This is a genomic window from Microbacterium sp. Root322, from assembly GCF_001425645.1.
Taxonomy (GTDB): domain Bacteria; phylum Actinomycetota; class Actinomycetes; order Actinomycetales; family Microbacteriaceae; genus Microbacterium; species Microbacterium maritypicum.
Window position 1 is genome coordinate 137,294 of record NZ_LMCS01000001.1, and the last position, 17,913, is coordinate 155,206.

Consider the following 17,913-nt stretch of genomic DNA (forward strand, 5'->3'; position numbering starts at 1 on the left):
GACGCCTAGACTGGCGGCATGCCCCTCATCGCCCTCACCGGCGGCATCGCCTCCGGGAAGTCGACCATAGCCCGGCGCCTGGCAGAGCACGGTGCCGTGATCGTCGATGCAGATCAGATCGTGCGGGACGTGCAGTCGCCCGGATCGCCGGTCCTCGCGAGGATCTCGGAGGCCTTCGGCGCCGCCGTCATCGCACCGGACGGCTCCCTCGACAGAGCCGCGCTGGGGGCGAAGGTGTTCGGCCATGCCGGCCTCCTCGCGCAGCTGAACGCGATCGTGCATCCTGCGGTGCGCGAGGAATCGCAGCGGCGTTTCGATGCCGCCCTCGCCGACGACGCGAAAGCCGTCGTCGTCTACGACGTGCCCCTCCTCGTCGAGGCTCGGGTGGACGACCCGTGGGATCTCATCGTGGTCGCGCACGCTCCTGCAGCGTTGCGTCGGCAGCGGCTCGTCGACCTGCGCGGCATGGACGAGAGCGCGGCGCAGGACCGGATCGACGCCCAGGTCTCCGATGACCGCCGCCTCGCGATCGCCGACGTCGTGATCGATACCTCCGACACCCTGGAGCGCACGCTCGAGCAGACGGACGCCCTCTGGGAGCGGATCAGCGAACAGTGACCTTCTCCGGTCACGCGCCGGGTTCGCGCGAGTATCGGCGTCTGATCGTCGGCCTCTTCTTCGCAGGCATCGCGACGTTCGCGCAGCTGTACTCCGCCCAGGCCGTCCTGCCGCAGATCTCGTCCGACCTCTCCGTCAGCCCGGCCACGGCGGCCCTGAGCGTGTCGGCGGCCACCCTCGGTCTGGCACTGGCCGTCATCCCCTGGTCGGTCGTGGCCGATCGCATCGGTCGGGTGCCGGCGATGGCCACGGGCGTTCTCACGGCGACGGTGCTGGGGCTCTCCGCGCCGTTGAGCGGCGAGATCATCACGCTGCTGTCCCTCCGATTCGCGGAGGGAGTGGCACTGGGCGCCGTGCCGGCTGTGGCCCTGGCCTACCTCAGCGAGGAGGTCGAGGCACGCCACGCCGCCGCAGCCGCAGGGAGCTACATCGCCGGAACCACAGTGGGCGGACTCCTCGGCCGCATCGCGTCGGGGATCGTCGGGGAAGTGGGCGGATGGCGTGCCGGAATCCTCTCCGTCGCGCTGATGTGCGCGCTGGCTGCTGCACTGTTCCTCTGGCTCACGCCCCGCGCCAGAGGGTTCGTCCCCGGACGCCTGCGGGTGGACCGCGGTCCCGGCATCCTGGAGAAGCTCCGCGCGCCGTTGCGCTCGTCGCTGCAATGGGCGCTGTATGCACAGGGCTTCCTGCTCATGGGGGCCTTCGTCGCGGTGTACAACTACCTCGGCTTCCATCTCTCGGCCGAGCCGTTCGCCCTGCCGGCCTGGTTGGTGCCGCTGCTCTTCCTGGCCTATCTGGCAGGCACCGCCTCCTCTCCGTGGGCCGGCGCGCTCGCCTCGCGGATCGGACGCTTCCCTGTACTCCTCTCCTCGATCGGTGTGATGGCCGCGGGCGCGGTTCTGCTGCTGGTGCCGATGGTGGCGATCGTGCTGCCGGGGCTCGTGCTCTTCACCGCTGGATTCTTCGGAGCCCATGCCATCGCCTCCGGTTGGACACCTGTCGCTGCCGGTCCTGCCAGCAGGGCGCAGGCTTCGTCCCTCTACTACTTCGCCTACTACGCGGGATCGAGTCTGTTCGGCTGGATGCTCGGTCTCGTGTTCGGGGCCGCGAGCTGGGGGTGGTTCGTCGCCGTCATCGTCGGGATGTGCGCGGCCGCCGCTCTCGCGGCCTTCTCGGCACTGCGTGGTGCGTCGAGCGGCCAGTCATCTGCCTGAGTACATCTCGTCATCGGGCGACGGCCTCGATGTCGGAGGGGCGGCATACGCTGGAGGTATGCAACCCACGCGCAGTGTCCGACCCTTCGAGGTCATCAGCGAGTACGAGCCTGCAGGCGACCAGCCCAAGGCCATCGCCGACCTGGCGGCACGCATCAACGCGGGCGAGACCGACGTCGTCCTGCTCGGCGCGACCGGTACCGGAAAATCCGCGACGACGGCCTGGCTGGTCGAGCAGGTCCAGCGCCCGACGCTCGTGCTCGCGCACAACAAGACGCTGGCCGCTCAGCTCGCGAACGAGTTCCGCGAACTCATGCCGAACAACGCGGTCGAGTACTTCGTGTCGTACTACGACTACTACCAGCCCGAGGCCTACGTGCCCCAGACCGACACCTTCATCGAGAAGGACTCGTCGATCAACTCCGAGGTCGAGCGACTGCGTCACTCCACGACGAACTCCCTGCTGAGCCGCCGCGACGTCATCGTCGTCTCGACCGTGTCGTGCATCTACGGGCTCGGGGCGCCGGAGGAGTACCTGCGTGCCATGGTCGCTCTGCAGGTGGGGGAGCGGTATGACCGTGACGCGCTCATCCGGCAGTTCATCGCGATGCAGTACAACCGCAACGACGTCGACTTCTCGCGGGGCAACTTCCGTGTGCGCGGCGACACCATCGAGATCATCCCCGTCTACGAAGAGCACGCCATCCGCATCGAGCTGTTCGGCGACGAGATCGAGGCGCTGTACTCGCTCCACCCGCTGACCGGAGAGGTCATCGAGAAGCTCGACGCCGTGCCGATCTTCCCGGCTTCGCACTACGTGGCCGGCACCGACGTCATCCAGCGTTCGATCGGCACGATCGAGACGGAGCTGGAAGAGCGTCTGGCCGAGTTCGAGCGGCAGGGCAAGCTCCTCGAGGCGCAGCGTCTGCGCATGCGCACCACGTTCGACCTCGAGATGCTGCAGCAGCTGGGCTTCTGCTCCGGCATCGAGAACTACTCGCGGCATATGGATGGACGCGCGCCCGGCGAGCCGCCGCACACCCTGCTCGACTTCTTCCCGGATGACTTCCTGCTGGTGATCGACGAGTCGCACGTGACCGTGCCGCAGATCGGCGCCATGTATGAGGGTGATGCTTCTCGCAAGCGCACGCTCGTCGACCACGGCTTCCGCCTGCCGAGCGCGATGGACAACCGGCCGCTGCGATGGGACGAGTTCAAGAACCGCATCGGGCAGACGGTCTACCTCTCGGCCACCCCCGGGAAGTACGAGATGGGGATCGCCGACGGCATCGTGGAGCAGATCATCCGCCCGACGGGCCTTGTCGATCCGGAGATCGTGGTGAAGCCGTCGAAGGGGCAGATCGACGACCTGCTCGAGGAGATCCGCCTGCGAGTCGAGCGTGACGAGCGCGTGCTCGTCACGACTCTCACGAAGAAGATGGCAGAAGAGCTCACCGACTTCCTCGGCGAGCACGGGGTGCGGGTACGCTACCTGCATTCCGATGTCGACACGCTGCGTCGCGTCGAGCTGCTCAGCGAGCTGCGCGCCGGGGTGTACGACGTCCTCGTGGGCATCAACCTCCTGCGTGAGGGTCTCGACCTGCCAGAGGTGTCCCTCGTCGCGATCCTCGACGCCGACAAGGAGGGCTTCCTGCGTTCGGGCACCTCCCTCATCCAGACCATCGGTCGTGCCGCTCGAAACGTGTCCGGCGAGGTGCACATGTACGCCGACAAGATGACCGACTCGATGACGAAGGCCATCGAGGAGACCGACCGGCGCCGCGAGAAGCAGGTCGCGTACAACAAGGAGCACGGCATCGACCCGCAGCCGCTCCGCAAGCGCATCGCCGACATCACCGAGGTGCTCGCCCGTGAGGGCGCAGACACGGCGGAGATGCTGTCGGGTCGAGGCCGCGCGACGGGCAAGGGCAAATCGCCGACGCCCAACCTGCGGCGCACGGGTATCGCAGCTGAGGGGGCGCAGCAGCTCGAGGCCACGATCCAGGACCTGTCCGACCAGATGCTCGCCGCGGCCGCCGAGCTGAAGTTCGAACTCGCCGGGCGTCTGCGTGACGAGGTGCAGGATCTCAAGAAGGAGCTTCGCGCCATGGAGCGCGCTGGACACGCGTAGACGGGGGCTGGTCGATGGACGCTGCGGGGAACGAGCTGGCCGACCGGGTACGTGCCTTGTTGGGGGCCGACACCTGGATCGAAGAGCGGCGCATGTTCGGCACCAGGGCGTTCCTCGATGACGGCCACATCCTCGTCGGAGCGCGTCCCGGTGGAGTCCTCCTGGTGCGCGTCGACGACGAGAACGGCGCGGCGCTGCTCACGCACCCCGGAGCCGCACGTGCGGTGATGGGTTCGCGCACGATGGGTTCGGGGTGGATCGACGTGGTGCCGGGTGCCATCGAAGACGACACGGAGCTCATGTTCTGGCTCGATGTCGCCCGCGAGTCGACGGGCTCGGCGGTCGAGACGCCGGAGCAGGACTGACGCTACGGGCAGTGCACCAGGGTCTTGGGTCCGGTGCGGTCGATCTCGTGCTTCGTCATCGGGGCGCCGCAGAGCGGGCAGGCGCGCTCTGCGCGTTCGGCAGCGCTGGGCGGCGGGGTCTTCTCGTACGGGCCGACGGATGCGGGCCCCGCGAACCGGATGAGGTTCGTGTTCACCCAGGAGTACAACCCTCCTGCGTCGCGGATGCGAGTGCGGAGGGGTGGGCGGTCGGAATCCTTTGCCATGTTCGTTAGTGTACTAACTATTAGTGCAGATGTATAGTCTCCCTTGTGACGGCATCCGACGACCTGCTCCGGCTCGAGAACCAGCTCTGCTTCGCCCTGGTGACAGCGGCGCGCAACGTCGTCGCCCTGTATCGCCCGATCCTCGAGCCGCTGGGCCTCACGCATCCGCAGTACCTCGTCATGCTGGCGCTGTGGGAGAGGGCCCCGCGTACCCTCAACGATCTGGCGGTCGATCTCGCCATGGAGCCGGCGACCGCATCGCCGCTGGTGAAACGGCTCGAAGCCGAGGGGCTGGTCGCACGTCAGCGCAGCAGCGAGGACGAACGACGTCTGGAGATCACGCTCACCGCAGCGGGGTCGGCCCTCCGTGATCGGGCGATCGACGTTCCGCACCAGGTCATGGCGGCGGTGGGCATGGGCGTCGACGAGATCGCGGCCCTTCGGGACGGTCTCGGCCCTTTCGCCGGTCGTCGCCCTGACCTCGCCTGACGAGTCGTCTCACGGCGCGGTCGGGCCCGTGGCGTGGGAGCAGCCCCCTAGGGTGGAGGCATGTCGCGCTCCGAGCCCTCGGTCCCGGAGCGGCAGCGTGCCGGTGAAGAACGGCCTCGAACGAGGCTTCTGCTCCCGCTGCTCGCCATAACAGGTTTCTTCGCGACGATCATGTTCGCGGCGGCCACGCAGGGGATTCCGCAGTTCGGCGGAGGGTTGGACGACACCGAGGGGCGCACTGGCGAGGATGTCCTGCCGACCGCGCCGACGGAGACCGCGCCCACGCCGTTGGAGCCTCCGGAGGATTCGCCGCTGCTCGCGATCATCGGCACCATCCTCGCCGCGGTCGTCGTCGCCGCTGTGCTCGCGATGGCCTACCTCGGTATGCGGCTCCTGATCCGCTACCTCGTGGGGCTGTGGCGTGACCGCCCGCTCGCGCGCCGAGAGGCGGCGCAGGTCGCCATCCAGGTCGTGGCCGCGCCCGTGACGGATGTCGAGCCTGACGAGGCGACGATCCGACGAGGAATCGAGGAAGCCCTGCGGACGATCGACGACCGCCCCGTGCCCGGCGACAGCATCGTGGCAGCGTGGGTGGGCCTGGAGGAGTCGGCGGCGGACGCCGGTGCCGGGCGAGGACGCAATGAGACCCCGTCGGAGTTTACTGCGCGTATCATCGGTCGGCGCGCCGGAATCGCCGCCGACGTGGTCACCCTGCTCGCCCTCTACGAGCAGGTCCGCTTCGGCGGTCATGACGCCGACGAGAGCGATCGAGCCCGCGCCTCCCAGTGCCTCCGAGGCATCCAGGAGGGGTGGCGATGAAGCGACGGATGCTGATCCTGGGGATCGGCGGCGTTCTCGCCCTGGCCGTGCTCCTGCTGCTCGCGCAGCTGGGCTTCCCCGTGCCGTTCGTGCTCGCGTGGATGATCCTCGTCGTCGCAGTGGTCGTCGCCTGCCGCCAGGAGTTCATCGAGGTCGGACCTGCGTGGCCTCCCGAGAAGCCCGGCCGCGACTCGCGCGGCTCCGAGGTGTCGCGCATGGCCTGGGCGATCAACACGCGTACGGGTGTGGCCGGCCACGTCGTCGTGCGCCGGGTGCAGAGCGTGCTGAGAAGACGCCTCGCCCTGCGTGGACTCGACCTCGACGACCCCACGCAGCACGCTCGCATCGACGCCCTCCTCGGCGAGGGGGTGCGCGACGCCCTGCGCCGTCGCGAAGTGCAGCGCACCGACATCGAGATCGTGCTCGACGCGATCGAACGAATCCCGAACGACACGGAGGAGACCGGATGAGCAGCCAGGAGACCACCCAGATCGCCGAGACCGGGCGTCGAGTGCTCGACAGCGTCCGCGGCGCCGTCGTCGGGATGGACGAGCCCCTCACGATCGCCCTCGCTGCGATCCTCGCGGGTGGCCATGTGCTCTTCGAGGATGTTCCGGGGTTGGGGAAGACGCTCGCCGCACGGAGTCTGGCGTCGGCGCTCGGCCTCGACTTCCGTCGCCTGCAGTGCACTCCGGACATGCTCCCTGGGGATGTCACCGGCTCCTACGTCTACGCGCCGGCCACCGGCGACTTCGTGTTCCGGCCCGGGCCGATCTTCACCGGGCTGCTCCTCGCCGACGAGGTGAACCGCACGACCCCCAAGACCCAGTCGGCGATGCTGGAGGCCATGGCGGAGCATCAGGTCACCGTCGAGGGGAACAGCTTCCCGCTCCCACTGCCGTTCCACGTGATCGCGACCTCGAACCCCATCGAGTACGAGGGGACGTACGCGCTTCCCGAGGCGCAACTCGACCGCTTCATGGTGCGCCTCGCCGTCGGCTACCCCGCACCGGAGGACGAGACGCGCATCATCCTCGACCGCGTCCGCCGACAGAGTCCCGATGCGTCCGTCGATTCCGTCGTCGACGCGGCAGGTCTCCTCGCTATCCAAGCAGCCGTCGAGAGGATCCATGTCGACGCCGATGTCGCCAGGTACTGCGTGGAGCTGACGAAGTCCACGCGGGAGGTGACGCATGTCGCCGTCGGAGCCTCGCCGCGCGGATCGCAGTCTCTCGTGCTGCTCGGTCGCGCACTCGCTGCGCTGGACGGACGAGACTTCGTCCGTCCAGACGACATCAAACGCATCGCGGAGGCGGTGCTCGCGCACCGCCTCACGCTCACGCCTCAGGCGTGGGCACAGGGAATCGACCCCCGGACTGTCGTGGCCGCGGTGGTCGAGAGCACGCCCGTGCCGCCGACCGTGGCCGCGGTGCGGTGACCGAGCCGGTCCGCGTCACGGCGCGCTCCTCTGCGCGCTGGAGCCGGACGCCCGTGATCGCGATCGGCGTCGCCGGCTCGGCGATCCTGGCTGCCGTGGGGCTCGTGTTCTCGCGGCCCGATGTCGTCGGCATCGGACTTCCGCTCGCCCTCGGGACAGCATGGATGCTGATGCGTCGGCCTCGGGATTCCACGATGTCGATCGAACTGCGTGCGCATGTCGAGGGTTCGGGAGACTCGTCGGAGGTACTGGCGGAAGTCGATGCGATCCTCGACAGCGACTGGGTCCAGGTGGCGATCGATCAGGAGGCGCGGCGGTCCGGGCTCGCCGATGCGCGACCGGGGCACTCCATCCTCCTCACCCGCAACCGCCTGCAGCACTCTGGTCCTGTGGAGCTCCTCGGAGTGACCGTGCGCGGCGTCGCGCTCGACGGCGCATGGGTCTCGGAAGCCGGCCCCCGCGTCGTGCTGGGGTGGAACACCCCGCCCAGGCAGGTCCGGATCGGGCAGCTTCCGGTCGCTCCCCGGCTGACGGGTCTGCACGGCGCCCACGAAGGTGTCCGCCCCGGACAGGGCGGTGACTTCCGCGACATCCATCCGTTCGTCCCCGGCGACGAGCTGCGCCGCGTCGACTGGCGGGCGACGGCTCGCGCGGCTCGTCGACCGGGCGAACTCCTCGTTCGACGCAGCACGACCCTCAGCGATTCCTCGGTGGTGATCGCCGTGGACACCGCGGAGGATCTGGGGACCGTGGTCGCCTCCTGGGGAGCGGACGACGCCGACCGGTCAGGAGTCACCTCGCTGGATCTCGCGCGTGAGGCTGCCCTCTCCATCGCCACAGCGGCGGTCGGTGTCGGTGATCGGGTCGCATACCACGCGTTGTCGCCCGGCGGCCGCAGTCTTCCCTCAGGTGGCGGCCCGCGCCACCTCGCACGCGTGCGGGACATGATCGCGGCGACCGGACAGAGCGAGGAGGTGTCCCGGTACCGGCGGTCGCCGGTCGTGCCGTCGGGATCCATCGTCTTCGTGCTCTCGACGTTCTTCGACGGCGTCGCCGCTCAGCTGGCCACCCGGTGGCGGGCGGCGGGTCATGTCGTGGTCGCGGTCGATGTGCTCCCGATTCCCGACCGGAGTCGGCTCACTCGTGAGCAGCGCATCGCACTGCGCACGCTGCTCGCTGAACGCTCCGACATCCTCGTCGAGCTCCGACATGCCGGGGTCGAGGTCGTCGCATGGACGGATCCCGACATCGACGTCGCGATGCGGCTCGCTGCCCTTCGCCAGCGACGGATGCGGACGGTGCGGCGATGACGCGCGGTCTCCGTTCGTTCCGGGTGCGTGCCGCTGTTCCCGGGATCACCGTCCGCCTCCTGATCCTCGCGATCGTGTGGGGCGGCGCTGTCGTGCTCGTTCCCTTCCCCCTGTGGCAGGGGGTGGCGGTCGTCGCCGCTCTCGTCGCGGTGGCGCTCCCGCGATCACTGGCGGCGTGGTTCGGGGCCGCCTGCCTCGTTCTGGGCGTCCTCCTCACCGAATCGGATCCGGGACGCACAGCCCTCGCCGTGCTGCTCGTTCCCGCGATCCACGTCCTCGCATCGGTGAGTCTCGAGATCCCGATCTCCTCGCGCGTCGCCCTCGCCGTGCTGTGGCCGAGCCTTGCGCGCTTCCTCGTCGTGCAGCTGCTGGCGCAACCTGTCGTCTTCGGCGTGTGGGTGCTCGCGCCCTCGAACGTCGACCATGGGATCGCGGCGCTCGCCCCGCTCGCCGCCGTGGCGCTCGTGCTCGGGGTGCTGCTCGCGGTGCGAGCCGTGCGGAGGTCGGATGCTCCGCGGAAGGTGCCTGAGGTACAGGACTGAGGTGTGGGGCAGCGTCCTCGCGGAGCCAATGTCCGTGGCCCCTCGTAGACTTGTTCGGTGCCCATCGTCCCCGTTGCCTCCTCCGGAAAACTCAGTGTCCGCGGTGCCCGCGTCCACAACCTCAAGAACGTCGACATCGATATCCCGCGCGACTCGCTCGTCGTGTTCACCGGCTTGTCCGGATCGGGGAAGTCCAGCCTGGCGTTCGACACGATCTTCGCCGAGGGGCAGCGTCGCTACGTCGAATCGCTGAGCGCGTACGCGCGCCAGTTCCTCGGTCAGGTCGATCGACCGGACGTCGATTTCATCGAGGGCCTGAGCCCCGCCGTCTCGATCGATCAGAAGTCGACGAACCGCAACCCGCGGTCGACCGTCGGCACGATCACCGAGATCTACGACTACATGCGTCTGCTCTGGGCGCGAATCGGCATCCCGCACTGCCCCGAATGCGGTGAGCGGATCCAGCGTCAGACCGTGCAGCAGATCGCCGATCAGCTCATGGAGCTTCCCGAGCGCACCCGCTACCAGGTCGTCGCGCCGATCGTGTCGCAGAAGAAGGGCGAGTTCGTCGACCTCTTCCGTGAACTCGGCGCGAAGGGATACTCCCGCGCGATCGTCGACGGCGAGCTCATCCAGCTGGCCGAGCCGCCCACGCTGAAGAAGAGCTACAAGCACGACATCGCGGTGGTCGTCGACCGTCTCGTCGCCTCCGACGACATCCTCGGACGCGTCACCGACTCGGTCGAGACCGCTCTGGGCCTCGCCGGCGGCGTGGTGCAGATCAACTACGTCGACGGCGAAGGCGACGACGCCTGGCAGACCTTCTCCGAGAAGCTGGCGTGCCCGAACGGGCACGCGCTCACGCTCACCGAGATCGAACCGCGCACGTTCTCGTTCAACGCGCCTTTCGGCGCCTGCCCCGCCTGCTCCGGACTCGGCACGCGCATGTCTGTCGACGTCGACCTGATGCTCGGCGATGAAGACCTCTCGATCCGCGAAGGTGTCATCATCCCGTGGACCACTCAGGGCAAGGGACTGTTCCAGTACTACGAACGCCTGCTGGAGGGGCTCTCGAACGACCTCGACTTCTCGCTGGACACCCCCTGGCGCAAACTCCACTCCGATGTGCAGAACGCGGTGCTGCGCGGCGAGAACTACAAGGTCTCCGTCAAGTGGAAGAACCGCTACGGCCGAGAGATGCGGTACACATCCGGGTTCGAGGGCGTGGTGCCGTACATCGAGCGGCAGTACCTGCAGGCCGAGTCCGACAACCAGCGCAACCGCTGGGGCGAGTACCTCCGCGAGGTGCCGTGCCCGGTGTGCGACGGCAACCGTCTCAAGCCGGAGGTCCTCGCCGTGCAGGTGCACGGTCACTCGATCGCCGAGGTCTCGCATCTCAGCCTGGCCGACGCGCGCGCCTTCATGGAGACCCTCACGCTCACCGACCGTGAGGCGAAGATCGCCGCGCAGGTGCTTCGCGAGATCCGTCTCCGTCTCGACTTCCTGCTGCAGGTCGGTCTGTCCTACCTCAACCTCAGTCGCTCGGCGGGCTCGCTCTCGGGCGGAGAGGCCCAGCGCATCCGCCTGGCGACGCAGATCGGCTCCGGCCTGACCGGGGTGCTCTACGTGCTCGACGAACCGTCGATCGGTCTGCATCAGCGTGACAACCGCCGTCTGATCGAGACGCTGCTCGCGCTGCGCGACCTCGGCAACACGCTGATCGTGGTCGAGCACGACGAAGAGACCATCGAAGCGGCGGACTGGGTCGTCGACATCGGCCCCGGCGCCGGCGTCAACGGCGGCGAGGTCGTGCACTCCGGGCCCTATTCGGCCCTGCTCGAGGACCGTGCGTCGATGACGGGGGAGTACCTCTCCGGTCGCCGCGAGATCCCCATGCCGGCGAAGCGGCGCAAGATCGACAAGAAGCGGATGCTGAGCGTCGTGGGCGCTCGTGCGAACAACCTGCGCAACGTCACGGCCGACTTCCCGCTCGGCGTGCTCACCGCCGTCACCGGGGTCAGCGGCTCCGGCAAGTCCTCCCTCGTCAACGACATCCTCTACCAGGTGCTGGCGTCGCGGCTGAACGGTGCGCGCACCGTTCCCGGCAAGCACACACGGGTGACCGGACTCGACAACCTCGACAAGGTCGTGCATGTCGACCAGGCGCCGATCGGCCGTACGCCGAGGTCGAACCCGGCCACCTACACGGGTGTGTTCGACCGCATCCGCACACTCTTCAGCGAGACGCCGGAGGCGAAGGTCCGTGGCTACCAGCCCGGCCGGTTCAGCTTCAACGTCAAGGGCGGCCGCTGCGAGGCCTGCTCCGGCGACGGCACCATCAAGATCGAGATGAACTTCCTGCCCGACGTGTACGTCGACTGCGAGGTCTGCCACGGCAAGCGCTACAACCGCGACACGCTCGCCGTGCACTACAAGGGCAAGAACATCGCCGAGGTGCTCGAGATGCCGATCGAGGAGGCAGCCGACTTCTTCGAGCCCATCCAGGCGATCCACCGCTACATGAAGACGCTCGTCGACGTCGGGCTCGGCTACGTGCGGCTCGGCCAGTCGGCGACGACGCTCTCGGGCGGTGAGGCGCAGCGCGTCAAGCTGGCGACCGAGCTTCAGCGCCGCAGCAACGGGCGCAGCATCTACGTGCTCGACGAGCCGACGACGGGTCTGCACTTCGAAGACGTCCGCAAGCTCCTCGAGGTGCTGGGCGGTCTGGTCGACAAGGGCAACACGGTCATCGTCATCGAGCACAACCTCGATGTGATCAAGTCGGCCGACTGGGTGATCGACCTCGGACCCGAGGGCGGTTCCGGCGGCGGACAGATCATCGCCACGGGCACACCGGAGCAGATCGCGCGCGTCGAGGAGAGTCACACCGGTCTGTTCCTCTCCGAGATCCTGGGTGAGGGGCGCTCCGCGCGGAAGGCCAGCTGATGGCCGACGTCCTGTCGTACAAGCCGAGGCCGGGGGAGATCCCCACCGACCCCGGCGTGTACCGCTTCCGCGACGCCGCCGGTCGGGTGCTCTACGTCGGCAAGGCGAAGAACCTTCGTCAGCGCCTCTCGAACTACTTCGCGCCGCTACGCACGCTGCACGAGCGCACGCGGCGCATGGTGACAACCGCGGCCTCCGTCGAGTGGACCGTCGTGCCGACCGACGTCGATTCGCTGCAGCTCGAGTACATGTGGATCAAGGAGTTCGATCCGCCCTTCAACGTGCGCTACAAAGACGACAAGTCGTACCCGTTCATGGCGGTGACGCTCGCGGACGAAGCGCCCCGCGTGATCGTGACCCGCAACCGGAAGATCCCGGGGGCGCGGTACTTCGGTCCGTTCCCGAAGGTGTGGGCGGTGCACGAGACCATCGACCTGATGGTCAAGGCGTTCCCGATCCGTACGTGCAGCGACTCCAGCTACCGGCGCGCCATGCAGACGGGCAGGCCGTGCTTCCCCGGCCAGATCGGCAAGTGCGGTGGTCCGTGCTCGATGACGGTGAGCATCGAGGAGCACCGCGCCATGGTCGACGACTTCGTCGCGTTCATGGCTGGTGGCGACGAGCGCTTCACCCGCGAACTCACCAAGCGGATGCTGGCGGCCTCCGCGGCGATGGATTACGAAGCGGCGGCGAAGTATCGCGACAAGCTCTCCGCGATCGAGGCGGTACTCGGCAAGAGCGCACTCGTGCTCCCCAGTGACGAGGATGCCGACCTGTTCGGCATCGCCGAGGACGAGCTGGCCGCTGCGGTGCAGCACTTCGTGATCCGCGGTGGCAGAGTGCGCGGTGTGCGCGCGCTGACGATCGAGAAGGAGATCGACATCTCCAGCGGCGAGCTCGTCGAGCAGGTGCTGCAGCAGGCCTACGGCGAGGCACAGGACGTTCCGCGGCGCATCCTGGTCCCCACCCTGCCCGACGACGCCGCGGAGCTCGAGGAGTGGCTGCGCGAGCGTCGGGGCAAGAAGGTCGAGATCGCGGTCGCACAGCGTGGTCAGCGTGCCGACCTCATGCGCACCGCGACTCTGAACGCGCAGCAGGCGCTCATCCGGCACAAGACCCGTCGCACCACCGACTATGTCGCGCGCACCCAGGCACTCACAGACCTGCAGGAGGCGCTCGGCATGGACGAGGCGCCCCTGCGCATCGAGTGCTTCGACATCTCGCACCTGGGCGGCACGAATGTCGTGGCGTCGATGGTGGTCTTCGAAGACGGGCTGCCCCGCAAAGATCAGTACCGATCGTTCAACATCGCCGAGACCACGGACGACACGGATTCGATGTACCAGGTGCTCCGTCGTCGGCTCGCCTACCTCGATCGTCCTGACGAGTCGGAGACGATCGACCCGACGACCGACGAGGTCGTCGCGGAAGACGTCGGCGAGGCGACGGTGCGCCGCAAGCCCCGTTTCGCCTACCCGCCTCAGCTGCTCCTGGTCGACGGCGGCCAACCGCAGGTCGAAGCTGCGGCGCGAGCGCTGCGCGATGCCGGACACACCGAGATCGCGGTCTGCGGCATCGCCAAGCGACTCGAAGAGGTCTGGCTCCCCGGAGACGACTTCCCCGTGATCCTGCCCCGCACGAGTGAGGCGCTCTACCTGCTGCAGCGTCTGCGCGACGAGGCGCACCGGTTCGCGATCACACATCAGCGCAAGAAGCGGCGAAACGACATCGGTTCGGTGCTCGCCGAGGTTCCGGGGCTCGGCGCCGCGCGCATCAAGGTGCTGCTCAAGCACTTCGGCTCGGTCACCGCTCTGCGTGCGGCCGAGCCGGGGCAGATCGAAGAAGTCCAGGGAATCGGTCCCGTGCTCGCTCAGAACATCCACACGCACCTGTCCACTCGCTAGGCTGGAGGCCGAGGGGGAGAGGGAGCACTGAGCAATGGCTGACGGGGAAAAGGGCGAGTTCCTCATCGTCACGGGAATGTCCGGCGCGGGTCGGACGACGGTGGCGAACGCACTCGAGGATCTCGGCTGGTACGTGGTCGACAACCTGCCCCCGCAGATCCTGCGTCCGCTGCTGGATCTGACCGACATGGGCGGCACCGCCCTTCCGAAGGTCGCGGCCGTGGTCGATGTGCGCGGCCGCAATCTCTTCGACGACTTCCCCGGGGTGGCGCGTGCGCTGCGTTCACGGGGTTCCGTGCGGGTGCTCTTCCTCGACGCGTCCGACGACGTGCTGGTGCGTCGGTTCGAGTCCGTGCGCAGACCGCATCCGCTGCAGGGCGAAGGAACCCTGCTGGACGGCATCCGCATCGAGCGTGCCCGGCTCGCGCCGATCCGCGAAGCGGCCGACCTCGTCATCGACACCTCGACCCTCAACATCCACCAGCTCGCGACCCAGGTCTCCGACATCTTCTCGGAGGAGGGCCAGGCGCGCCATCGCGTCACCCTGCTGAGCTTCGGGTTCAAGTACGGGCTGCCGACCGATGTCGACATCGTCGCCGACATGCGGTTCCTGCCGAACCCGTTCTGGAACGAGGAGCTTCGAGGCTTGACGGGCCAGGACGAGGAGGTCCGGGACTACGTGCTCTCCCGCGACGGCGCGATGGAATTCCTGGATGCGTACTCCGCGGCCTTGGCACCGGTGCTCGAGGGATATCAGCGCGAGAACAAGAGCCACTCGACGATCGCGATCGGCTGCACGGGGGGAAAGCACCGCTCCGTGGCGATGTCGGAGGAGTTGGGCCGCCGTCTGGCCGCGATCCCCGGCGTCGCCGTGAACGTCCGTCACCGGGACCTCGGCCGAGAGTAGTGGGCCGCCCGGCCGAGTAAGCTGGACGTTTGCGTCGCGATCCGGCGCGTGAACGTGAAGGAGTGTCGTGGCACTAACCACCGACGTCAAGGCCGAGCTGGTCAGCATCCGCAATGCACCCCCGACGGTGCGAGTCGCGGAAGTGACCGCCATCCTCCGGTTCGCCGGCGGTCTGCATTCGATCGCCGGTCGTGTGGCCGTGGAGGCCGAGGTGGATGCCGAGACTCTCGCGCGCCGCGTCGCGCGTGACCTCGCCGAGATCTACGGTGTGCGACCCGAGATCGCCCAGGTGCAGTCGAGCACAGCGAACGACGGCGCCCGCTGGGCGGTGCGTGTGATCGCGCAGGGGGAGACCCTCGCCCGTCAGACCGGCTTGCTCGACCAGCGTCGGCGTCCTGTGCGGGGGCTGCCCAACCGGCTCACCACCGGCTCGCGCGCCGAGGTCGCGGGTCTCTGGCGCGGCGCGTTCCTCGCTGCGGGCACTCTGAGCGAGCCCGGACGCTCGGCGATGCTGGAAGTCGTCTGCCCGTCCTCGGAGGCGGCGATGGCGCTCGTCGGCGCCGCTCACCGACTCGGCGTCGCCGCCAAGGCGCGCGAGGTGCGGGGCATGCCGCGCGTGGTCGTGCGCGAGGGGGAGGCCATCCGCACCATCCTCAACGAGATAGGCGCCCAGAAGACCGCGATCGCGTGGGAAGAGCTCCGTCAGCGCCGTGAGGTGAGGGCCGGCGTCAACCGTCTGGTGAACTTCGACGACGCGAACCTGCGCCGTTCCGCGCAGGCTGCCGTCGCCGCGTGCGCGCGCGTCGAGCGTGCGCTGGAGATTCTGGCCGACGAGGTGCCCGATCATCTGAAGGTGGCCGGCGAGCTGCGTCTCGCGCACCGCGATGCCAGCCTCGATGAGCTCGGCCACCACGCCGACCCGCCCCTGACGAAGGACGCCGTCGCCGGCCGCATCCGCCGCCTGCTCGCGATGGCCGACAAGCGCGCCCAGCAGGAGGGCATCCCCGGAACGGAAGCCGCGGTCCCCGTCGGACTCGACGTCTGACCCCGCACCCTTCGACGAAGACCCGCCGCCCGACATGAGGGCGGCGGGTCTTCGTCATACGACGGAAGGATCGGGGACGCAGCCGTGTTGTCGTCAGTAGGATGAATCACGTCCGCTCTACGCCGCACATCGGCGGCGCGGAGGATCGGCAAGCGCCGCGGCGCGGCGCGGATTGGATGAAAGCGATATGGCGACCTACACGCTCCCCGACCTTCCCTACGACTTCGCAGCTCTCGAGCCGCACATCAGCGGCAAGATCATGGAACTGCACCATGACAAGCACCACGCGGCCTACGTCGCCGGCGCGAACACGGCGCTCGACCAGCTCGCCGAGGCCCGCGAGAGCGGCAACCTCGCGAACGTCAACAAGCTCGAGAAGGACCTCGCCTTCAACCTCGGCGGTCACGTCAACCACTCGATCTTCTGGACGAACCTCTCGCCGAACGGCGGAGGCCAGCCCGAGGGTGAGCTGAAGGCGGCGATCGATGAGTACTTCGGCTCGTTCGAGAAGTTCCAGGCCCACTTCACGGCTGCAGCGACCGGCATCCAGGGCTCCGGCTGGGCGGTGCTCAGCTGGGACTCGATCGGCTCGCGCCTGATCATCCAGCAGCTGTTCGACCAGCAGTCGAACACCGCGCAGGGCACGATCCCGCTGTTCCAGCTCGACATGTGGGAGCACGCCTTCTACCTCGACTACCTCAACGTCAAGGCCGACTACGTCAAGGCCGCGTGGAACATCGCGAACTGGGAGAACGTCGCCCAGCGCCTCGAGGTCGCCCGTAAGCAGACGAACGGCCTGCTGGTACTGTCGTAATCGGGTCGCGTCCCGACGGGCCACGGCTCGTCGGGACGCCCTCTCAGCCAAAAAACCCCGCGCTTCACGCTTGCTGGAAAGCTGCGTGCAGCGCACGAGAAACAGGGAGACCTGAGTGTCTGTCAAGATCGGTATCAACGGCTTCGGCCGCATCGGACGCAACTACTTCCGCGCGGCTCTCGCGCAGGGAGCGGACCTTGAGATCGTCGCCGTCAACGACCTCACCGACAACAAGACCCTGGCGCACCTGCTGAAGTACGACTCGGTGGGCGGCGTCCTCGACGCCGAGATCAGCTACGACGAGGACAGCATCACCGTCAACGGCAAGACGATCAAGGCGTTCGCCGAGCGCGACCCCGCAGGCCTCCCGTGGGGCGAGCTGGGAGTCGACATCGTGATCGAGTCGACCGGCTTCTTCACCAAGGCCGAGCTCGCCAAGAAGCACATCGAGGCCGGCGCGAAGAAGGTCCTCATCTCGGCACCGGGCACCGGCGTCGACGGCACGTTCGTCATGGGCGTGAACGAGGACACGTACAACCCGGAGACGGATCACATCATCTCCAACGCGTCCTGCACCACGAACTGCCTCGCACCGCTGGCACAGGTCTTCAACGACGCCTTCGGTATCGACCGCGGCTTCATGATGACCGCGCACGCGTACACCGCCGACCAGAACCTGCAGGACGGCCCGCACAGCGACCTCCGCCGTGCACGCGCCGCCGCGATCAACATCACTCCCGCCTCCACCGGTGCCGCCAAGGCCATCGGCGAGGTGCTGCCGGAGCTCCAGGGCAAGCTGAGCGGCTCCTCGTACCGCGTCCCGGTTCCCACCGGCTCGATCGTCGACCTCACCCTCATCACGGACCGCGAGAACCTGACGGTCGACGAGGTCAACGAGGCGTACAAGAAGGCTGCTGCCGAGGGTCGCCTCGCCGGTTTCCTCCAGTACAACGAGGACCCGATCGTCTCGAGCGACATCGTGCACAACCCGCACTCGTCGATCTTCGACTCGACGCTCACCAACGTCAGCGGCAACCTGATCAAGGTCTCCAGCTGGTACGACAACGAGTGGGGCTACTCCAACCGTCTCGTCGACCTGACCGAGTACGTGGCCGAGCGCCTCTAA

The 17,913-nt window shown here is 68.1% G+C and carries 17 protein-coding genes; 16 read left to right on the top strand and 1 reads right to left on the bottom strand.

The window, feature by feature from the left end; genetic code table 11:
* Positions 1 to 18 precede the first annotated feature (18 nt).
* From coaE to ASC55_RS00660, 4 genes are read left to right on the top strand one after another with little or no spacing between them, the layout of a single operon-like run.
* On the top strand, positions 19 to 618 hold the full coding sequence (gene coaE / locus ASC55_RS00645; RefSeq protein WP_055872355.1) for a dephospho-CoA kinase: 600 nt from the start codon (positions 19 to 21) through the stop codon (positions 616 to 618).
* Complete coding sequence (locus ASC55_RS00650; protein WP_082524186.1) at positions 615 to 1,832, top strand: MFS transporter; 1,218 nt, start codon at positions 615 to 617, stop codon at positions 1,830 to 1,832. The genes coaE and ASC55_RS00650 overlap by 4 nt, the downstream gene beginning before the upstream one ends.
* A gap of 58 nt (positions 1,833 to 1,890) precedes the next feature.
* Entirely contained in the window at positions 1,891 to 3,963 is a 2,073-nt protein-coding gene (uvrB, locus tag ASC55_RS00655) for an excinuclease ABC subunit UvrB (RefSeq protein ID WP_055867449.1), read from the top strand.
* A gap of 14 nt (positions 3,964 to 3,977) precedes the next feature.
* Positions 3,978 to 4,328: a TfoX/Sxy family protein gene (locus ASC55_RS00660; protein ID WP_235562489.1), complete on the top strand. Its 351-nt coding sequence runs from the start codon at positions 3,978 to 3,980 to the stop codon at positions 4,326 to 4,328.
* 2 nt (positions 4,329 to 4,330) lie between these two features.
* Here ASC55_RS00660 and ASC55_RS00665 read toward each other — a convergent pair whose 3' ends face one another.
* Positions 4,331 to 4,573 (bottom strand): hypothetical protein, encoded by a 243-nt coding sequence (locus ASC55_RS00665; protein WP_017830275.1) that lies wholly within the window; start codon positions 4,571 to 4,573, stop codon positions 4,331 to 4,333.
* Between the two features lie 45 nt (positions 4,574 to 4,618).
* Between ASC55_RS00665 and ASC55_RS00670 the strand changes: the two genes are divergently transcribed.
* The 12 genes from ASC55_RS00670 to gap all read left to right on the top strand — a co-directional run bounded on the left by ASC55_RS00670 (position 4,619) and on the right by gap (position 17,913).
* On the top strand, positions 4,619 to 5,062 hold the full coding sequence (locus ASC55_RS00670; protein ID WP_017830276.1) for a MarR family winged helix-turn-helix transcriptional regulator: 444 nt from the start codon (positions 4,619 to 4,621) through the stop codon (positions 5,060 to 5,062).
* 60 nt (positions 5,063 to 5,122) lie between these two features.
* A complete protein-coding gene (locus ASC55_RS00675) occupies positions 5,123 to 5,881 on the top strand; it encodes a DUF4129 domain-containing protein (RefSeq protein WP_055872357.1) in 759 nt (252 codons plus the stop codon).
* On the top strand, positions 5,878 to 6,351 hold the full coding sequence (locus ASC55_RS00680) for a hypothetical protein (protein ID WP_235562490.1): 474 nt from the start codon (positions 5,878 to 5,880) through the stop codon (positions 6,349 to 6,351). The genes ASC55_RS00675 and ASC55_RS00680 overlap by 4 nt, the downstream gene beginning before the upstream one ends.
* Positions 6,348 to 7,319 carry an AAA family ATPase gene (locus ASC55_RS00685; protein ID WP_055872358.1) on the top strand — a complete coding sequence of 324 codons (972 nt, stop codon included), beginning with the start codon at positions 6,348 to 6,350 and terminating at the stop codon, positions 7,317 to 7,319. Before ASC55_RS00680 ends, ASC55_RS00685 begins: the two co-directional genes overlap by 4 nt.
* Entirely contained in the window at positions 7,316 to 8,629 is a 1,314-nt protein-coding gene (locus tag ASC55_RS00690) for a DUF58 domain-containing protein (protein WP_235563063.1), read from the top strand. The genes ASC55_RS00685 and ASC55_RS00690 overlap by 4 nt, the downstream gene beginning before the upstream one ends.
* On the top strand, positions 8,626 to 9,171 hold the full coding sequence (locus ASC55_RS00695) for a hypothetical protein (RefSeq protein ID WP_055872359.1): 546 nt from the start codon (positions 8,626 to 8,628) through the stop codon (positions 9,169 to 9,171). Before ASC55_RS00690 ends, ASC55_RS00695 begins: the two co-directional genes overlap by 4 nt.
* Positions 9,172 to 9,228: 57 nt before the next feature.
* Complete coding sequence (gene uvrA, locus ASC55_RS00700) at positions 9,229 to 12,117, top strand: excinuclease ABC subunit UvrA (protein WP_055867475.1); 2,889 nt, start codon at positions 9,229 to 9,231, stop codon at positions 12,115 to 12,117.
* Positions 12,117 to 14,021, top strand: coding sequence for an excinuclease ABC subunit UvrC (gene uvrC / locus ASC55_RS00705; RefSeq protein WP_055867479.1), 1,905 nt, complete (start codon positions 12,117 to 12,119; stop codon positions 14,019 to 14,021). The genes uvrA and uvrC overlap by 1 nt, the downstream gene beginning before the upstream one ends.
* A 34-nt stretch (positions 14,022 to 14,055) precedes the next feature.
* A complete protein-coding gene (rapZ, locus tag ASC55_RS00710; RefSeq protein ID WP_017830284.1) occupies positions 14,056 to 14,928 on the top strand; it encodes an RNase adapter RapZ in 873 nt (290 codons plus the stop codon).
* A 67-nt stretch (positions 14,929 to 14,995) separates the two neighbouring features.
* The gene (gene whiA / locus ASC55_RS00715; RefSeq protein ID WP_055872360.1) at positions 14,996 to 15,973 is read left to right on the top strand and encodes a DNA-binding protein WhiA; all 978 of its coding nucleotides are present in this window, start codon (positions 14,996 to 14,998) and stop codon (positions 15,971 to 15,973) included.
* A 187-nt stretch (positions 15,974 to 16,160) separates the two neighbouring features.
* A complete protein-coding gene (locus tag ASC55_RS00720; RefSeq protein ID WP_017830287.1) occupies positions 16,161 to 16,787 on the top strand; it encodes a superoxide dismutase in 627 nt (208 codons plus the stop codon).
* A 115-nt stretch (positions 16,788 to 16,902) separates the two neighbouring features.
* Positions 16,903 to 17,913, top strand: coding sequence for a type I glyceraldehyde-3-phosphate dehydrogenase (gene gap, locus ASC55_RS00725; RefSeq protein ID WP_017830288.1), 1,011 nt, complete (start codon positions 16,903 to 16,905; stop codon positions 17,911 to 17,913).